Source organism: Flavobacterium rhamnosiphilum (assembly GCF_004349195.1).
Classification (GTDB): Bacteria; Bacteroidota; Bacteroidia; order Flavobacteriales; family Flavobacteriaceae; genus Flavobacterium; species Flavobacterium rhamnosiphilum.
Map to the genome: position 1 here is coordinate 236,104 of NZ_SMLG01000005.1, position 18,648 is coordinate 254,751.

Consider the following 18,648-nt stretch of genomic DNA (forward strand, 5'->3'; position numbering starts at 1 on the left):
ATGTTTTAACGGCACGTTTTTGTGCTTTTATTGTGCTTTTATCGTATTTGGTTGATACCTCTCTTTTATTGAATTGTACAACTTTGTTTTATTATTCTTTCCACTTTGTCGGCTGTCTATTTTTTCAATTTCTATATTGTATTTTTCTTCCCTCAAAAACTTAAAAAATTCAGTTCCAGTACAAACTAAAAAATCTTTTTCCATTGCATAAAATAAAAAGCTAAAATTTGCGAGTGTATTTTTATTGTCTTTATGAATTTCAAACATTTTAGTAAATATTGTAAACCCAATATCATTTTTAAAAATATCGTCAAACTCATTTTTAAAAACCTCATTGTTGTCGGATTGTTTAGTTTTTGGCATAAATTTAGAAAGTTGATTTTCTAAAAAGTATTTTATTTTTAAAACGTCCAAATACATTAAACACAACAAATAAACTCTTTCGTGTTCCGTAGTCCTGTTTATTAAAATCATTACACTCTTTAATCTTCTAATTGTGCTAATATCTCGTTTATTCCCTTTAAAATCATCAACAAAATTAACCAACCTACTATTATTAAAAATTATATCTTCTTCCTCTATATGTTTTTTGTAGCTTTCAATTTCGTGTTTACTAATTTGACGAAATTCAAAAACATTTTCAATCCATTTTTTATAATATTCTAAAACTTTTAATTCATTAATAATATAACTGTATTCACCATTTTTATTAATTTCTAAATCATAATAAAAAATTGAATTTGTATAATTTTCAAAGTTTAAATTGTTAATCCAAATGCCTAAATAGGTTTTGTTTTCCAATTTAATAACATTAGTATCTTTTGTATGTGGACAACCGTAAATATTAAATCCCATTTTTTTTTAATTTATGTATTCGTGTAAAAAGTGTAAAATATGCACCTAAAATAAAACTTTTATTTTTGTTAAAAGTAACTCGTTATTCCCATTGCTAAATCCTTGTTACTTTTACCTAAATAATTTAAAAACATTGCTTCGGTGCTATGCCCTGTTACATTCATTAAATAGGTTGTTGGGATTGTTCCGTAAAAATTAGTTGCAAATGAACGTCTTCCGATATGCGAGGTTATCAATTCCCATTTAGGGAACATTCCCGATTCTTTACGATACTGTTTAACGTCCTCTTTTTTACTTTTCTTTTTGTCTTCATCTTTATTAAGGTCATTTAATTTACTGCCTTTTATCTTTTCGGTAATTTTGGCAATTCTGCAAACTTGCTTTATGTACAAATTATATTTCGGGTCTGAAATTACCTTTGGGAAATTACCGTTTCTTTTCTCCAGTATCTCAATAACTTTCGGGTGTAATGCAACGGTCATAATTTTATCAGTCTTAACTTGAGTAAACTCAATAAACGGCTTTAAAACCCCGTCTTTGTTTTTCTCATAACGTATCATATCTTTTGTAAAACGCATAAAATCTGAAATTCTTTGCCCTGTATAGCATGAAATAATTAACCAGTCTTTTGCATTGTCATAATTATCATTTAACCGCCTTTTGTCAATTTCTTCAATCTTTAAAAGTTCCTCAAAGGTTAAATAAATTTTTTCTGTTTTATAGTTCGGGGTTTTAATTGTTTCAAGTTGGTGGCTTGTTTTTATCCCGTTATGTTTGGCATGGTTGCAAACGGTTTTTAAAGTCCTTAAATCCTTTGAAATTGTGTTTGGTGCGTAATTATGCTTTAAACAATATTTTTCAAAATCTAATCTGAATTTGTCATTTACATCAATTATTTGAATTGCTGTTTTTTTCTCCTGTTCGTACCGTTGCAATAAGTGTTTAGAAACATTATACTTTTTTAATGTACCGTTTGTAATTTCATTTTTTTTGCATTCAATAAAATAATCAAAGTATTTTAAAAGTCCTTTTGGTAGTGGTTCGGCTTCCTGTGGTGGGTTGTAGTAATGGTCAATTTCGGTTTGTAGCCATTCTTTATTTATTGCATCAGGACTGAACGCATTGAAAGAGTTTAAAACGTGGTTTTCAATTTTATTGAGTTCCGTATTAACTCGGGTCTGTTCATTGGTTATAATTATATCCCTTGACTTTTTTTTATGGTCTTTGCTCCAATAGTCTTTTGTAGTTTCAAACTTTGTATTTGCACCAAAAACAAAATCATTATCATTGAAACGGTAAAGTAATCTTACTTGCAAATTTGCTTTGTCTTTTGTTGAACGGTATAAAAAATTAACTGTTGCCATAGTATTGATATTTTGAACAATACAAAAATAGTAAATTTGTACGATAACCGTACGATTAAATGCAATTAGTTACATTTTAAAACAATCTATTGAACAAATTTATTTTTATAAAATCGCTGTAAGCATTGTATTTATTGGTGTTTTTTCAATAATCAAAATGCAATTGATTTTAAATGATTGCAATCTTTGTAGTTCAGTCAAGGTCACAAAACTAAAATCCCATTTCTAGCGAAATGGGATTTTTTTATGTCTTTTTCAGTATATTCAACAAACTTTTGTTGGATCAGGAAGCTCAATTGTACGGATGCAATAACGAACTTATTTTATCAGTACCCTTTTATATTTAGGTATGTTTTTTAAGACAGTACCAGTACCTCTAACCACGGCTCTTAAAGGATCTTCTGCGATAAAGACTGGCAAATCCGTCTTCTGCGAAATCCTTTTATCAAGACCGCGTAGCAATGCCCCACCTCCTGCGAGATACAAACCCGTATTATAAATGTCCGCAGCCAGTTCTGGTGGTGTCAATGAAAGCGTTACCATAATAGCGTCTTCAATTCTCTGTATTGATTTATCCAAAGCTCTTGCAATTTCTCTAAAGGCAATCCTGACCTCCTTAGGTTTCCCGGTAAGCAGATCCCTTCCACGAACCGTTATGTCATCAGGAGCCTCCTCAAGTTCTTCCATTGCAGCGCCAACATCAATTTTTATTCTCTCAGCAGAAGCATCTCCAACATACAAATTATGCTGCGTTCTCATATAAAACAATATATCATTGGTAAAAACATCCCCAGCAATTTTTATGGATTTGTCACAAACTATTCCTCCGAGGGCAATAACCGCAATTTCCGTAGTCCCGCCTCCAATATCAACGATGATATGTCCCTTAGGCTGCATCACATCTAAACCAATTCCAATAGCAGCAGCCATAGGCTCATGAATTAAATACACTTCTTTCCCGTTTACACGTTCGCAGGACTCCTTTACGGCTCTCATTTCCACCTCGGTAATACCACTGGGAATACATACAACCATTCGCAGTGCGGGAGTGAAAAAATTTTTCTTTAATTCAGGTATATTTTTTATAAACCAGCTGATCATTTTCTCTGAGGCATCAAAATCAGCAATAACCCCGTCTTTTAACGGCCGGATTGTTTTAATATTCTCGTGTGTCTTACCCTGCATCAAACTGGCCTCATTACCTACAGCAATAATTTTCCCATTTCTAATATCTCTGGCCACCATAGATGGACTATCCACTACTATTTTTCCGTCATAAATTATTAAAGTATTAGCTGTCCCTAAATCCATAGCTATTTCCACTATCATAAAATCAAATAAGCCCATAATATAGTTTTGTTTAAGAACGTTATTGTTGCTGTTTTATTCTCTACAAAGATGAAAATTCGAATATCGCGATTAAAGTCCTAATTTTGCTTTATATCGAAGGCGGGTTGATCGCATTAGTGGAAAATAACGATCAGATTGAGATCGATGCACTGAATAATACGTTTAATCTAAATGTATCTAGCGAGGTGATCGAAGAGCGCCGAAGAAGATGGATTATACCTCAAGCAAAAGTACAGAGTCTGAAGGATGTGCGACAGATGAGGCACATCACGAAGCTTTTCAACTTGCTCTTTCGTGTCAGATATAACCTATTTGTGCAGAGATGACGTAAAGGCCGAAACCATTATTGAGTTTTTATTAGAATCACCGAAATTTATTCATTGTATATGCTTTAGAGATATTCGAATCAAAATAATTTACAATCTAGCAATCCTAATTCAATAGTACGTTCTACTCAATTTTCTCAAATCATCTAAAAAAAGGTTCGAAAATTGTCCCGACAGAGTCACAAAACCCCAACAAAAGTTGGTTTTTTTTTATGCTTATACCCCAGTACCCTTACTCCAGTTAGTACTGCCAATTTAAAAAAAAGTAAACCAAAAAACAAATACGATTCCTTTTTCAGATGAAGGATATATAATCCAAACATATAAACAGTAATTTTACAGCATAAATATATAAATCTATGTTATTTCTAATCTTAAGTATTATTTGCAGTGTAACCGTGGGCGTGATATTTAAAGTCGCCCGTAAATATACCATCAGCCACACCCAAATAGTCACTTGGAATTATGTGTTTGCATGTATACTTTGCTATCTGTCATTCAGCCCAGATTTAAATACAGTTAAAACTACAGCGCCATGGTGGCTTTATATAACCATTGGTATTTTATTACCTTCCATTTTTCTTTTTTTGGCTGCATCCATTAAACATATGGGAATTGTAAAAACAGACGCTGCCCAAAGACTCTCATTATTCATTCCTATTCTTGCGGCTTGGCTACTATTCAAAGAACAATTCAGTATGCTGAAAATTTCGGCTTTCGTATTGGCAATCCCGGCACTCTTGTTTATTCTCACTAAAAACACCGAAAACACTAAAAACAAATGGGGTTATCCAGCAGTAGTTTTGATAGGCTTTGGAGTTATAGACATTCTCTTCAAACAAATTGCCACTTATACTAGTCTGCCTTATACCACTTCATTATTTGTCATCTTGGGAATAGCAATGGCTATAATGATTACTGTGGTTGCTTATGAAGTGATTTTAAAAAAAGCAACATTAAATATCCATAACATTCTTTTTGGCGGTTTAGTCGGTATTTTCAATTTTGGAAATATTCTTTTCTACCTTAAAGCACATCAGGAATTTTCAAAAAGCCCCTCAACCGTTTTTGCAGGCATGAATATGGGAGTGATTATTTTAGGCAGTCTTGTGGGTACTTTAATTTTTAAAGAAAAACTGAGTAAAATGAATTTTATAGGTCTTTTTCTGGCTTTAATAGCGATTGTCTTAATCGTGCTTTCACAACACTAAAAAATAAGATTTACGAACTTACTACTAAACTGTAATCACATTCATTAAACCTTCTTTCGGGCTACTATAAACCTATCAAACAGTTAAAAAATCAATTCGTTTCTTGAGTCTAATGAGATACCTTTGGGCTTACTACCTCTTTTTAAAGACTTGACTAAACAGTACAAAAAAACCGTCAAGTTCTTTTAACGAGACGGTTTCTTGTATGGTATATTAATTTTTTAAATTTCTATAGTATTCAACTTACTGTTTTTATGGCTAAAGCTAAAATAGACTACTAATCCAATTAAAAGCCAAATCCCAAAATAAATCCAGTTCCAAACGCTAAGCTCTGCCATCATATACAAACAGCAAATCAAACCTAATAATGGGATTAAAGATAAATTTTCTTTGTAAGACCAAACCATCAATCCAGCCAAAACAATTAGAAAAATCCACATTGGGATTTTATGCTTAAACAAGTCAAAGCCACTTTCATATTTAACAGAATCTGCAATTGGCAAACCAGCAATTACTGAAGCATATTTTGCATCATCTTGTTGGTACTGACTTAACAAATGCTCTAAATCCGGCGTTTCATCTGTACTGTTTTTAGCATCGATACGTACTAAATAGTCGTATACTTTTTGGGTTTCCTCTTTATTTAAAGATGTAATTATATCCGCAGAATTATTGATTTGAGTTTCATTAGTAATAAAATCCATAGTCGCTTTCTTATTGTATCCAAAAGCAAATACCAATCCGATAAGAAGTAAAACCGGCATAATAAATTTTGAATTTACATACGGTGTTTTGAATTTCCCTCTTGGAATATCAGTCTTATTTTGCAAAGCCAAAACTCCCGCACAAACCAATACAAAAGCAAATAGCGTTCCTATACTACACAAATCTGTAACCAATGTTAAGTTCAAAAACAAAGCTGGAACCGCCACTACAAAACCAGTAACAATTGTCGCATAAGAAGGAGTTTTATATTTTGGATGTACTTTTGAAAAACGTTTTGGAAGTAATCCATCACGACTCATACTCATCCAGATACGAGGCTGTCCCATTTGAAAAACCAATAAAACACTTGCCATAGCCACAACCGCACTAACCGCAATAATTCCTGACATCCATTTCAGGTCTAATTTTTCAAACACAAAAGCTAATGGATCTCCTACATTCAATAGGTCATAACTCACCATTCCTGTTAGTACCAATGCTATAGCAATATATAAAATGGTACATATAATAATAGCCCACATCATTCCTCTTGGCAAATCACGTTGCGGATCTTTACACTCTTCGGCTGTTGTTGAAATAGCATCAAACCCAATGTATGCAAAAAACACTGCAGATACTCCTTTTAAAACTCCTGTAACACCATTAGGTGCAAAAGGATCCCAATTAGCGGTATCTACATAGAAAACACCTACAGCAATAACCAAAAGAACGATACATAATTTCACCACAACCATGATATTACTGGCATTTCGGGATTCTTTCATTCCACGGTAAATCAATGCAGTAATTAAAACAATAATCAATAAAGCGGGAAGATCTGCTACAAAATGAAACGAACCAATAACTGGTGAAGTCGTCCAAGCGGTATAAGCATCTTGCAAAGCAGGACTCAAGTTCACAAATTCTTTTCCACCTTGCATCAATGCAGTAGCGTCATCAAATCCTCTGGAGGCGGATAAAAAATCCATTTGAACCCATTTTGGCAAATGAAGACCACCACTTTCGAGTAAACTTGTAAAATAATCACTCCACGATATGGCAACCGTTATATTACCTACTGAGTATTCCATAATCAATGCCCAACCAATAATCCAGGCTATAATTTCACCAAAAGCAACATAAGAATACGTGTAAGCACTTCCTGAAACGGGAACCATCGAAGCAAATTCAGCATAAGCAAAAGCAGCAAAACTACACGCTATAGCAGTAAACAAGAATAGAAAGATAACTGCAGGACCTCCATCGGCACTCGCTTTTCCAATGGTACTAAAAATACCCGCTCCTACAATTGCCGCAATACCAAAAGCTGTCAAATCACGCGCTGTCAAGTGCTTACCTAAAGCATTATGTCCATCGGCATCCCTTTTTTCAACCTGTTTTAAAATATCTTGTACTGTTTTCTTTCTGAATAAACCCTTTAATGCCATATTGTAAATTTTATCATTAAAAATTAATATACTGTAAATTATATGCTCTTATCTTAAAAATAATGCAGATTATCTTGAAAAATCAAAAGTATAAAACAAATTGAACTAATAAAGTTTCTCAAGCTTTTTTTTTATATTATTTTTTAAAAAAGACAAAATGATTTTTTTTGTTAATTTAAAAAGTCAAATCGAATATAATTCACCCCATAAAAGAAAAACCCTTTAAATAGACAGAGAATTACTATTTCTTTTAGAATTCATTTCAGGCTGAAAATTATTTCACACAACTTCTTAGAATAGTAATCGGATGCAAGGCCTTTCTACTGGTTCCGTCAAAAATCTGGTGACGACAACTGGTTCCTGCAGCAGCAATGGCTACATTAGGATCTGTAGCTCTAATTTTAGGAAATAAAGTATCTTCACCCATTTGCATGCTGATCTCATAATGTTCTTTTTCATATCCAAAAGAACCTGCCATGCCGCAACAACCCGAATTATAAATGGTAACCGAACTGTTTTTGGGTACATTCAACATCGCAAAAGTCGCTTCAATCGTACTCAATGACTTTTGGTGGCAATGTCCGTGAATTTTTATTGTTTTCTCCTCATCAGAAAATTGCTCCGGATGAATTCTACCTGAAGTAATCTCATTTTTGAAAAATTCTTCAATAGTAAATACATTTTTGGCTAATTTTTCGGCACTTTCTTTATCATCTGCCAATCGAATGTACTCGTCTCTAAAAGTCAATATCGCCGAGGGTTCAATTCCTATCAACGGACAATCAGCCGTAATATAATTCGAAAAAACGGCAACATTTATATTCGCAATTGCTTTTGCTTCTTCGAGAAAACCTTTAGAAATAAAAGCTCTTCCGCTTTCCTCGTGATCAACCAGAATCACTTCATAACCTAATGCAGTCAATAACTCATACGCATCAATTCCAACCGAAACATCATAAAAATTAGTGAATTCATCACAAAACAAACATACTTTCCCGTTTACAAAAGAATCACTTGGCGCCTGATTCCAATTTTTTTCATACCATTTTCTAAATGTCATTGGAGCCAAAAGCGGCACTTCTCTTTTTGAGGCAATTCCCATGCTTTTTTTCACCAAAGGCAAATTCACCATGAAATTAGTAATCGATGGAAAAATACTTCCTAGCCCATTCAATTTAGCATTAAAAGCAAATACTTTATTTCGCCATGAAAATCCATTTGCTTTTTGATATTGGTACAAAAACTCCGATTTTAAAGCTGCCACATCCACATTACTAGGACATTCGCTGGCGCAAGCTTTACAACTTACGCACAATTCAAATACTTTATACAATTCTTCGTGATCGAACTTGTTGTCTTTCTCTGAATGCGTCAGATATTCTCTCAGCGCATTGGCTCTGGCACGAGTCGTATCTTTTTCGTTTCGGGTTGCGCGGTAACTTGGGCATAAAGTCCCGCCAGCCGAAGGTAATTTTCTGCAATCGCCGGAACCATTGCATTTTTCGGCAGCGCGCAAAATCCCCATACTATCGGAGAAATCCTGAATTGTTTGTATTTCCGGCTCCTCCCTTCCGGCTTCCACCCGAAGGTTTTCGTCCATTTTGAAAGCATTTACAATTTTCCCCACATTCAAAATGGTGTTGGGATCAAAAGCATGTTTGATTCTTTTCAACAATTCATAATTCTGGTTTCCTATCATGAAAGGCAAAAACTCGCCGCGAACAATTCCGTCTCCATGCTCCCCGCTCAATGAACCTCTATATTTTTTTACCAAAATAGCCACTTCGGTTGCAATGTTTCTAAATTGATGTAATCCTTCTTTTGTCTTTAAATTTAAAATCGGTCGCAAGTGAATTTCTCCAGCTCCAGCATGTGCATAATAAATGGCACTCTGCCCGTGACGCTCCATCATGGCGGAGAATTCAGCAATATAATTGGGTAAATCACTCAACTCAACAGCGGTATCTTCAATAGAATCTGCGGCTTTATCATCGCCAACAATACTTCCTAAAAGCCCGAGACCTGCTTTTCGCAACTCATTTATTTTATCAATATCAGCTCCATAAATTTTAGGCAAAGCATACCCGAAATTATTTCTTTCCAAATCTGCAATCAAATCATCAGCTTGTCTTTCGGCATCTTCTATACTGTGATGCGATGCCACTTCGAACATCATAACCGCTTTTGGTTCACCTTGTATAAAAAATCTGTTTTTGGCTTGTTCCCTGTTGGTTTTGGTACAATCTAATATCGTGTCATCCATCATTTCGCAGGTATACAAATGATGTTTCATAGCTGTAACTACGGCTTCTAAACTTTCCTGAATGGTATGAAAATGGGCCACTACCATAACATTATACATTGGTGGTAGATGGTCCACTTTCAGCGTAATTTCTGTGGTAAAGGCAAGAGTCCCTTCGCTTCCGCAAAGGAGTTTCCCTAAATTTATAGTATTTTCTGTTCCTCCAAAAAGTTCCGATTTTAATAATAAATCGATCGCGTATCCGGTATTTCTTCTGTGAATTTCAGGTTTTGGAAATTCCTTTATAATCTCTTTTTGGTTTTCTGTATTCGAAAGTTCCTCATAAATGGTCTTATAAATGGAGCTTTCGAGCGTGTTTCCTTTTGTTTTTTCGATGAATTCCGCCGAAGTTATTTCTTTAAATACTGCCGAAGTTCCATCACTCAAAACCGCTTTAATCTCTACTATTTTATCTCGGGTAACGCCATAACGAATCGACGTAGTTCCCGATGAATTATTTCCCACCATTCCTCCTATCATACATCGATTTGAGGTCGAAGTGTTGGGGCCAAAAAACAATCCGTGTTCTTTTAAATATAAATTCAGTTCATCCCGAATCACTCCTGGCTGTACTGTAACCGTTTTTTTAATGGAATCAAAAGCAATTATCCTCGCAAAATGTTTCGAAACATCTACAATTATTCCGTTACCTACTGTTTGACCAGCTAAGGAAGTTCCGGCAGTTCTAGGCGTGATTGAAATCTTGTTTTTTGCTGCAAAGCGAATAATTTTGACAATATCTTCTTCTGATTTCGGAATCGCAACAGCAAGTGGCATAATTCGATACGCGGAAGCATCTGTGGCATACAATGTCTTATGGAGATCATCATATAAAAGTGTCCCTTCTAATGATTGGGATAATTGCTGTAATTCGAGAGAGTTTGACATTATTGATTCATTGGTATTAATTCAGGCAAGGATGTATATTTTAGGAAAATTAAATTTATAAAATCCATACAGCAACTACTATTTAAGCTGTTGTTTTTTCTTTAAGACTCCAATTACCCCATAATCATTGCCTGTACTAATTAAGGTTACTATAGCAAATATAAAAAAAAGAAAAATAAAACAACGCTAATTTATGCGTTAATTAAAATAAAACCACGTAATAACGCACAATAACGCATTACTATTGTTAAACATTACAATACATGGACTCCTGCCTTGACATATTCTTCTAATCTTGAGTCCTTAGGATTCAAATCCGTAATTATTGTATGCAGTTGATTCAGCTCACAAACAACATAAGGCATCTTGGTGTTTAGCTTTTCAGAGGTAACCATAGATACCACTTTATCTGAAGCTTGCATCATCGCTTTTTTTACAACCGAAACTTCATATCCCATCTCTGTAAGCCCTAATTTCACATTGATACTACTTGCCCCCATAAAACAAATATCTGCTTTTAGTGTTGACAATACCTGCACCACATCCATACCTATAGTAACCATTGCATTTTTTTGCAGTTTACCCCCAATAAATATCAATTCTACATTGGGATGTTGTGACAATTGCATCGCTATCGGCAAACTATACGTATATATAGTCGCCTTTAAATCGGATGGTATTAGTTTTGAAAAAGCCAAATTTGTAGTACCTCCACTCATTATAATCACCTGTCCATCAGATAATAAAGAAAGCGCTTTACTTCCTATTATTTTCTTTTTATCTTCGTTGACTATAACTATATCAAAAATATTAGCAGGCTTATCCGTTACAGGAAAAGCCCCTCCATATACTTTTACAAGCAGTCCTTTATCATTCAATTCATTCAAATCTCTTCTAATAGTATCTTCTGATAACTTCAATTCTTGAGCTAATTCAATAGTATTGACTTTCTGCTCTTTAAGAATTTTAGCCATTATATAATTGTGTCTTTCTACTTTTAGCATTTTTATAAAATAAATTATGATATTACAAATATATCAAAAATATGCTTTATTATTCTGCTTTTAGTTTTTTAGTCACTTTATATGCTTATATATGATCTAAAAATGTGAAATTTTTAATAATAAATAGATTAATTAATGCGTTATTTTGCGTTATTTAAAAATAAAATGTGAAATATTGCATTTATACGCAATAAATAAATATATTTGCTTTATAACCATAAAAAACCAACTAATTATGAAAAAATCATTCCTAATTTTATTGTTGTTTTTATTCGTACAAACTGCATTTGCACAAACAAAAACAATTACAGGAACTGTTAAAAACAAAGCTGATGGAATTCCTATACCAGGAGCTTCTGTGATTATTCAAGGAACAAAGAATGGCAGCGTGACGGACATGGATGGGAAATACAGTATCACTGTTTCCACAGGACAAACACTTAGCTTTAGTTCTATGGGTTTTACAACTTCAGCAATTAAAATTTCAGACAACACTACTTCTATAAATGTTAGTTTATCCGAAGAATTAAAAGCTTTGAACGAGGTTATTGTTCTCGGTTCTACGCTACGCGCAACTCGTAAAGAATTAGGAAATGCAGTGACTAGTATTAAGGCTCAGGACTTAACCAGAGCCCAACCCATAGGAATAACATCTGCTTTACAAGGGAAAATTGCAGGAGCTCAAATCTCCCAAAACTCAGGAGACCCTTCAGGAGGATTTAGCATCAAATTGAGAGGTACTTCTTCTATTCTTGGTTCCTCTGATCCTTTATATGTTATTGATGGTGTTGTTATGAATAATTCAACAACTAATGTTACTAACTTAAATGTAACTTCAGGAAACTCAAATATCCAAATTGGACAAAACAGATCTTCTGATATAAACCCGAACGACATTGAAAGCATTGAGGTGTTAAATGGTGGTGCTGCTGCGGCTATTTATGGTTCCCGCGCTGCAAATGGTGTTATCTTGATTACTACCAAAAAAGGAAGGTCTGGAGCTACAAAGTATACTTTTTCAACAAGCTTAACTACAAATTCATTGCGCAAAAAAGTATATACAAATTTGGTAGGCAAACAATTCATGAACCCACTTACTGCAGGGCTTTATCCTATCAATAATGCTTCTGCTACGCCAACAGCGAACACTGTAAATGTATTAGGAAGAAATTTAGACACGAGAACTTTTGATGTGACAAGACATGATTATCAAGATGATATTTTTACAACGGGTTTAGGAAATGACACCTATTTTTCTCTACAAGGGGGAGATGATAAAACAAAATATTCGGCTTCAATTGGATACATGAAAAATGAGGGGATTGTTAAAAATTCTGATTTTAAACGATTGGGTACTAAAGTAAAGTTACAACATGAATTCAACTCTAAATTAACGGCTTCTTTTGGTATTAATTATATTAATTCGAGTTCAAATGAAAAACCAGACGGAAATGTTTTTTGGAGCCCTATAAACTCTGTAATAATTACAAATAACATTTACGATTTAAACGAGAGAGATGCAAATGGTGATTTAAAAGCCGTAGAGTTGGGTAGAATAAATCCTCTTTCTGTAATTGAAACTTTTAAAATTACACAAGAAACGGACAGAATAGTTTCGGATTTTCAATTAAACTACAAACCTTTTAAAAATTTCACTGCTGACTTTATTGTAGGGGTAGATAATTTTAATCAAAAAGGAAATGTATTTATTCCAAGATATCCTTATGCAAATGTAAATCCAAGTTTTTTTGACAACGGATATGTTTCTGAATCTTCCAATAAAGTAAATCAATTAAATAACGACTTAAACTTAAGGTATTTATGGGAAATCAACCCAGATTATAAACTAACAACATCTGCTGGTTATAATATCCAGACTTACAGAGACAAATTTTTTGCTGTAGAAGGCAGGGATTTAAAACCATTTGTAGAAACTATAAATGCTTTTAATACTTTGATTGCCGGTTCACCAAGTTCAGGAGAAGCAAAATATAATGTTTGGGGATACTATTTACAAGAAACAATAGGAATTAAAGATAAATTATTTTTTACTGCGGCTGCCAGATTGGATGCCTCAACGGTATTTTCTAAAGAAAATCGTTCTCAATTTTACCCGAAATTAAGTGCGAGTTACGTATTGTCTAACGAAGATTTCATGAAGGATGCTTTTGTCAGTTCTGCACGTTTGCGTGGTTCTTGGGGTGAATCCGGAAGTTTAACTGCAATTGGGCCTTACGCCCGTTTTACAAATTATGCTACAGGAAACTTAGTTGGTAACACTACTTTTACTATTGAAGGAAACAAAAAAGGAAATTTAGATTTAAGACCTGAAAAAAGTTCAACTTATGAAGTTGGTGCTGATGTTGGATTATTCAATGACCGCATAAATGTATCTTTAAGTTATTACAGGGCAGATATAAAAGATTTATTGTTACCGGTTCAATCTGCGGCATCAACTGGATCTACAAATACAATCCAGAATGTTGGAAAAATGAATAACAAAGGAGTAGAAATAGGCTTTAAATACAATGCTATCAGAAAAGAAAATATTAATCTTGATTTAAGTTTTAATTTCAGCAAAAATAAAAATGTTGTAACAGATTTACCGCAACCAAGATTTCAATTGGATAGTAATCCTGCTGGAGCACCCGTTTTTGTTGAAGTTGGCAAGCCTATAGGCATATACTACGGAACTTATTATGCTAGAAATGATGATGGAAGTTTTTTACTAACACCGTCAGGATATCCACAAGGTGAAAAAGGAAATCCTACAACAGGAGCAGCGCAGAGAGATGCATCGGGTCAGCCTACAGGAACTTTTCTTAACAAACAAATTGGAGATCCAAATCCTGACTATATCCTATCATTTGGAGCAAATTTAAATGTAAAGAAATTTAATTTTTCTGTATTATTTGATGGTGTTCAGGGTGTAGATGTTTTTGATGCAGATTATAGAACACGTCAAGGTGTTGGAACTGGGGAATTAGCAGCAAAAGAACTTACTGGTGAATTGCCAAGGGGATACATTTGGTCTATCTATCAAATACAAGAATTTAGAGTAGTTGACGGAAGCTATATAAAATTAAGAGAAGTTTCTTTGAGTTATTCTTTTGGTAAATTAAACAGCTTTTTTAATGATTTGACTATAAACGCTAGTGGTAGAAATTTATATTCTTGGGACAAATTTACTAGTTATGATCCAGAAACGAACTCTGGTGGGCAATCATCTGTAGCAAAATACAACTTTGGATCTATTCCAATTCCTAAATCATATTCATTAGCATTAAAATTTCAATTTTAATTTAAAACAACACTATCATGAAAAAAATAATTTTATTATTCCTATTTTTAGGTCTCTCTTTAACCTCATGTGATGATGAGTTTTTAGACCCTACAAAACCAACTGAAGAAGATGTATTTTCGAGCAGATCCGGTTTAATAGGAGCAGCAAACGGATTACAAAGTAAATGGAGCGTAGGAAGACAAAGTCCTGTATATACAATAATAACTGGAAGCGGCTTTACCACAAACGAATTTCGTTTATTAAACGCAGGTAATGCTGATGAAGCTGAACTTTTAGCAGGAGGCGTATCTGTATCTTCTAAAAATGCTTTGATCAATAACCTTTGGTCTCAAAGTTTGGTTATTAATGCCGAAGCTCAAAAAGTATTAGATAAAATTGATATTATTACTGTCCCTGCTGAAAAAGCAAGTGTGTTTGTACATGCTTCAATTTACAAAGCTTTAGCAATTGGAACACTTGTTCAATTCTTTGAGCAAGTGCCATTGGAAACCATGAAAAATGCGACATTCAGCTCAAGAGCCGAAGTTATTGCAGCAACTATTGCTACTTTGAAATCAACCGAACCGTATTTAGCAACTGCGAATGGCTTTTCGGGCTTAGTGGGTAATATCAAATACAAGAATACGGTTAATGCTCTTTTGGCTCGTTTTTATTTAATGGCCGGCGATAATGATAATGCTTTATTGTATGCAAACTTGGTTGATTTAACCTCTAAATCTACTTTTTTATACGATGCCATCAGTAATAATCCTATTGCAAACGTTGCTATCTTGACACCCAATAATTACCAACCTATTGATCGTACTTTTGGTTTGCCAGCAGCACTTGCCCCTACTTCATCTGATGGTCGAGTTAATTTCTATATAACACCAGGTTCTAATCCTACAACTGGAGCCGGTTTTTTTGATTCAAATTCAAAGCTGATTCCTTTATACCTTCCTGGCGAAATAATGCTTATTAAAGCGGAGGCATATGCACGAAAAAATCAATTACCAGAAGCTATTCTAGAGCTAAACAAAGTGCTGACAAAAACAGCAGCAGCTGATGCATTTGGTGTTGGCGCTAATTTACTTCCTTATACCGGTACTGTTAATCAAACCAGTATTTTGACAGAAATTTATAGAAATCGTTGTATCGAATTATACATGTCTGGTCTAAAACTGGAAGACAGTAAAAGATTTAATCGTCCTAATACCGAAAGAAATCGCGATTGGTATCCTTATCCCGATTCAGAAAGGTTTAACAACCCAAATACTCCAGCTGACCCGGCTAATTAAAAATGTAAAACACAAACGAGGCATTTAATCCGTTATTTCGCCTCGTTTTTTCATACAATTAACACCTTAAATGGCTATTTTAGTATACAAAAGTTAGCAATAACTTTCTATAAAAAATAGTTTTTAGAGGTCGTTTATGCCATTTTTTTTACAAAAAAATGAACATCCATTTTCTCCAAATCAATTAATTTACAAAGAAATGAAAAAGAACAACCCTGATACAGAACAAGAATCCCTTTATTCGAATTTAGATAAGATGAGTACTCATGAATTACTTTTAAACATCAACAAAGAAGATAAAAAAGTAGCGGATATCATTGAAAAACAAATCCCTAATATTGAAAAACTGGTAGACAGTATTGTATCCAAAATGAAGCTGGGTGGCAGACTATTTTATATTGGAGCAGGCACATCCGGAAGAATTGGCATTCTTGATGCATCAGAATGTCCTCCAACTTTTGGGGTTCCTGACAATTGGATTATTGGCATCATAGCCGGAGGGGATTCAGCCATTAGAAAAGCCGTAGAAAATGCCGAAGATGATATCAATCAAGCTTGGAGAGACTTATCAGCTTATGCCATTTCAAGTTTAGATGTAGTAATAGGAATTGCCGCTTCTGGAAATACACCTTATGTTATTGGCGGTTTAAATAAAGCTCGAGAAAATAACATCGTTACAGGAAGTATTTCTTGTAATAGTGAAAGTCTGATTTCTAAAGAAGCTGATTTTCCCATAGAATTAATTGTAGGTCCTGAATTTCTTACCGGAAGTACACGAATGAAAGCCGGAACATCTCAAAAACTAGTCTTAAACATGATTTCAACATCCGTTATGATAAAACTTGGACGGATTTATGGAAACAAAATGATTGACATGCAATTGTCTAATAAAAAATTAGTTCAAAGAGGTGTCGAGATGATTGTAGAAGAATTAAAAATTAATGAAAAATTAGCTTCTCAATTATTAAAAAAACACAAAAGCGTTAGAGCAGTTTTACTCGCTGAAAATAAAAATCTGGAGATTTAACCTCCACTATTTAAAACACTAACCATCTAAAACTTATAAAATGACTCCAAGTGCAATCCTAATCCTTATCATCATTTACTTTGGTCTATTGTTTTACATATCGCATAGAGTCAGCAAAAAAGATGACAGTAACGAAGCGTTTTTCAAAGCTAATAAAAATTCAAAATGGTATTTAGTAGCTTTTGGAATGATAGGAACGGCACTATCCGGAGTAACATTTATATCGGTTCCTGGAGAAGTTGGTGCTCCAAGTGGGGAACAATTCAAATATTTTCAGTTTATATTGGGTAATGCCATAGGATTTATAATAATTACAAAATTACTATTACCACTCTATTACAGAATGAATTTAACCTCAATATATGGTTATATAGAACAAAGAATGGGATCCTATAGTTACAAAACAGCAGCAACTATTTTTTTAGTGAGCAGAACCGTTAGTTCTGCATTCAGACTTTATCTAGTAGTAATCGTACTGCAACGCTATGTTTTTGATTTCTATAAAATTCCGTTTTCTTTGACAGTATTACTATCGTTGCTTTTAATTTTTTCTTACACCTACAGAGGAGGTCTTAAAACAATAATCATTACAGATACTTTGCAAACTTTTTTTCTGGTAACTTCTGTCTTTCTTACCATTTATTTCATTTGTGACAGTCTTGATTTAAATGCAATTGGCGCTTTTAATGAAGTAAAAAACAGCGACTATTCAAAAGTATTTTTCTTTGATGATTTTATGACGAGTAAATTTCATTTTGCAAAACAAATCTTAGGAGGCATGTTTGTTACGATAGCAATGGTAGGTCTTGACCAGGATTTGATGCAAAAAAATCTGAGCTGTAAAAACATTGGCGAAGCTCAAAAAAACATGTTTACCTTTACAGGAATCTTTGTTATTATCAATATTTTCTTTCTAAGTGTTGGCGCACTACTTTATATATATGCTGATAAAAATGGAATTGCAGTTCCTCTTGATCTCGTTACAAACAAACCAAGAACTGACTTGTTGTTTCCTGAAATTGCATTAAATCATTTATCAACAATTCCGGCCATTGTATTTTTACTAGGAATTATTGCGGCTACTTTTGCAACTACCGATTCTGCATTGACAGCACTTACAACCTCTTTTTGTGTTGATTTTCTGGGTATGGATAAAGCCGAAAATAGAAGTAAACAAAATGTGGTAAGAAGAAGACATTTAGTGCACATAGGATTTTCAGCATTAGTTTTTTTAGTAATACTAATTTTTAATTCAATTAACGACAGCTCTGTTGTAGGGATGATATTCAAGGTTGCTTCCTACACTTATGGCCCATTATTAGGGTTGTATTCTTTTGGTTTATTTCTAAAGTCAAAAAAAGTAAATGACAAACTAGTTCCTTTAATCTGTATAGTATCGCCTGCTTTAACTTATATCATTAGTGAAAATTCTAAAACATTATTTTTTGGATACGTATTTGACAATGAATTAATCCTACTAAATGGGCTAATTACATTCATTGGGCTTTACCTGATCAGTAAAACTTCTGATGAAGTGTTAGATTTTTAAAAAGTGGTATTTTAGACAGAAATATATTAAATTAAATA

At 33.7% G+C, this 18,648-nt stretch carries 12 protein-coding genes; 6 read left to right on the top strand and 6 right to left on the bottom strand.

Annotation, left to right across the window (positions count from 1 at the left end):
- Nucleotides 1-27 precede the first annotated feature (27 nt).
- From E0I26_RS08945 to E0I26_RS08955, 3 genes are all read right to left on the bottom strand, one after another.
- Entirely contained in the window at nucleotides 28-855 is an 828-nt protein-coding gene (locus tag E0I26_RS08945; RefSeq protein ID WP_131916140.1) for a hypothetical protein, read from the bottom strand.
- 68 nt (nucleotides 856-923) lie between these two features.
- The gene (locus tag E0I26_RS08950) at nucleotides 924-2,219 is read right to left on the bottom strand and encodes a site-specific integrase (protein WP_131916141.1); all 1,296 of its coding nucleotides are present in this window, start codon (nucleotides 2,217-2,219) and stop codon (nucleotides 924-926) included.
- Nucleotides 2,220-2,537: 318 nt separating this feature from the next.
- Nucleotides 2,538-3,566 (bottom strand): rod shape-determining protein, encoded by a 1,029-nt coding sequence (locus E0I26_RS08955; protein ID WP_131916142.1) that lies wholly within the window; start codon nucleotides 3,564-3,566, stop codon nucleotides 2,538-2,540.
- Nucleotides 3,567-3,673: 107 nt separating this feature from the next.
- Here E0I26_RS08955 and E0I26_RS08960 point away from each other — a divergent pair, with 107 nt between their 5' ends.
- Nucleotides 3,674-3,895 carry a dihydroxy-acid dehydratase domain-containing protein gene (locus E0I26_RS08960; protein ID WP_262712054.1) on the top strand — a complete coding sequence of 74 codons (222 nt, stop codon included), beginning with the start codon at nucleotides 3,674-3,676 and terminating at the stop codon, nucleotides 3,893-3,895.
- Nucleotides 3,896-4,254: 359 nt separating this feature from the next.
- Complete coding sequence (locus E0I26_RS08965; RefSeq protein WP_131916143.1) at nucleotides 4,255-5,106, top strand: DMT family transporter; 852 nt, start codon at nucleotides 4,255-4,257, stop codon at nucleotides 5,104-5,106.
- Nucleotides 5,107-5,327: 221 nt separating this feature from the next.
- Here the strand turns inward: E0I26_RS08965 and E0I26_RS08970 are convergent, their stop codons facing one another.
- From E0I26_RS08970 to E0I26_RS08980, 3 genes are all read right to left on the bottom strand, one after another.
- The gene (locus E0I26_RS08970; RefSeq protein WP_131916144.1) at nucleotides 5,328-7,259 is read right to left on the bottom strand and encodes an amino acid permease; all 1,932 of its coding nucleotides are present in this window, start codon (nucleotides 7,257-7,259) and stop codon (nucleotides 5,328-5,330) included.
- Nucleotides 7,260-7,533: 274 nt separating this feature from the next.
- Nucleotides 7,534-10,449 (bottom strand): FAD-binding and (Fe-S)-binding domain-containing protein, encoded by a 2,916-nt coding sequence (locus E0I26_RS08975; RefSeq protein ID WP_131916145.1) that lies wholly within the window; start codon nucleotides 10,447-10,449, stop codon nucleotides 7,534-7,536.
- A gap of 254 nt (nucleotides 10,450-10,703) precedes the next feature.
- A complete protein-coding gene (locus E0I26_RS08980; RefSeq protein ID WP_131916146.1) occupies nucleotides 10,704-11,453 on the bottom strand; it encodes a DeoR/GlpR family DNA-binding transcription regulator in 750 nt (249 codons plus the stop codon).
- 235 nt (nucleotides 11,454-11,688) lie between these two features.
- On the opposite strand from E0I26_RS08980, the gene E0I26_RS08985 reads away from it, so the two are divergent.
- From E0I26_RS08985 to E0I26_RS09000, 4 genes are all read left to right on the top strand, one after another.
- The gene (locus tag E0I26_RS08985) at nucleotides 11,689-14,754 is read left to right on the top strand and encodes a SusC/RagA family TonB-linked outer membrane protein (protein WP_131916147.1); all 3,066 of its coding nucleotides are present in this window, start codon (nucleotides 11,689-11,691) and stop codon (nucleotides 14,752-14,754) included.
- A gap of 17 nt (nucleotides 14,755-14,771) precedes the next feature.
- A complete protein-coding gene (locus tag E0I26_RS08990; RefSeq protein WP_131916148.1) occupies nucleotides 14,772-16,034 on the top strand; it encodes a RagB/SusD family nutrient uptake outer membrane protein in 1,263 nt (420 codons plus the stop codon).
- Between the two features lie 199 nt (nucleotides 16,035-16,233).
- A complete protein-coding gene (gene murQ / locus E0I26_RS08995) occupies nucleotides 16,234-17,061 on the top strand; it encodes an N-acetylmuramic acid 6-phosphate etherase (RefSeq protein ID WP_131916149.1) in 828 nt (275 codons plus the stop codon).
- A gap of 40 nt (nucleotides 17,062-17,101) precedes the next feature.
- Nucleotides 17,102-18,610 carry a sodium:solute symporter gene (locus E0I26_RS09000; protein WP_131916150.1) on the top strand — a complete coding sequence of 503 codons (1,509 nt, stop codon included), beginning with the start codon at nucleotides 17,102-17,104 and terminating at the stop codon, nucleotides 18,608-18,610.
- Nucleotides 18,611-18,648: the final 38 nt, after the last annotated feature.

Bases quoted from the DNA above. Each gene is read 5' to 3' on its own strand.
- E0I26_RS08945 (WP_131916140.1), bottom strand. From the start codon at position 855: ATGGGATTTAATATTTACGGTTGTCCACATACAAAAGATACTAATGTT.
- E0I26_RS08950 (WP_131916141.1), bottom strand. From the start codon at position 2,219: ATGGCAACAGTTAATTTTTTATACCGTTCAACAAAAGACAAAGCAAAT.
- E0I26_RS08955 (WP_131916142.1), bottom strand. From the start codon at position 3,566: ATGGGCTTATTTGATTTTATGATAGTGGAAATAGCTATGGATTTAGGG.
- E0I26_RS08965 (WP_131916143.1), top strand. From the start codon at position 4,255: ATGTTATTTCTAATCTTAAGTATTATTTGCAGTGTAACCGTGGGCGTG.
- E0I26_RS08970 (WP_131916144.1), bottom strand. From the start codon at position 7,259: ATGGCATTAAAGGGTTTATTCAGAAAGAAAACAGTACAAGATATTTTA.
- E0I26_RS08975 (WP_131916145.1), bottom strand. From the start codon at position 10,449: ATGTCAAACTCTCTCGAATTACAGCAATTATCCCAATCATTAGAAGGG.
- E0I26_RS08980 (WP_131916146.1), bottom strand. From the start codon at position 11,453: ATGCTAAAAGTAGAAAGACACAATTATATAATGGCTAAAATTCTTAAA.
- E0I26_RS08985 (WP_131916147.1), top strand. From the start codon at position 11,689: ATGAAAAAATCATTCCTAATTTTATTGTTGTTTTTATTCGTACAAACT.
- E0I26_RS08990 (WP_131916148.1), top strand. From the start codon at position 14,772: ATGAAAAAAATAATTTTATTATTCCTATTTTTAGGTCTCTCTTTAACC.
- murQ (WP_131916149.1), top strand. From the start codon at position 16,234: ATGAAAAAGAACAACCCTGATACAGAACAAGAATCCCTTTATTCGAAT.
- E0I26_RS09000 (WP_131916150.1), top strand. From the start codon at position 17,102: ATGACTCCAAGTGCAATCCTAATCCTTATCATCATTTACTTTGGTCTA.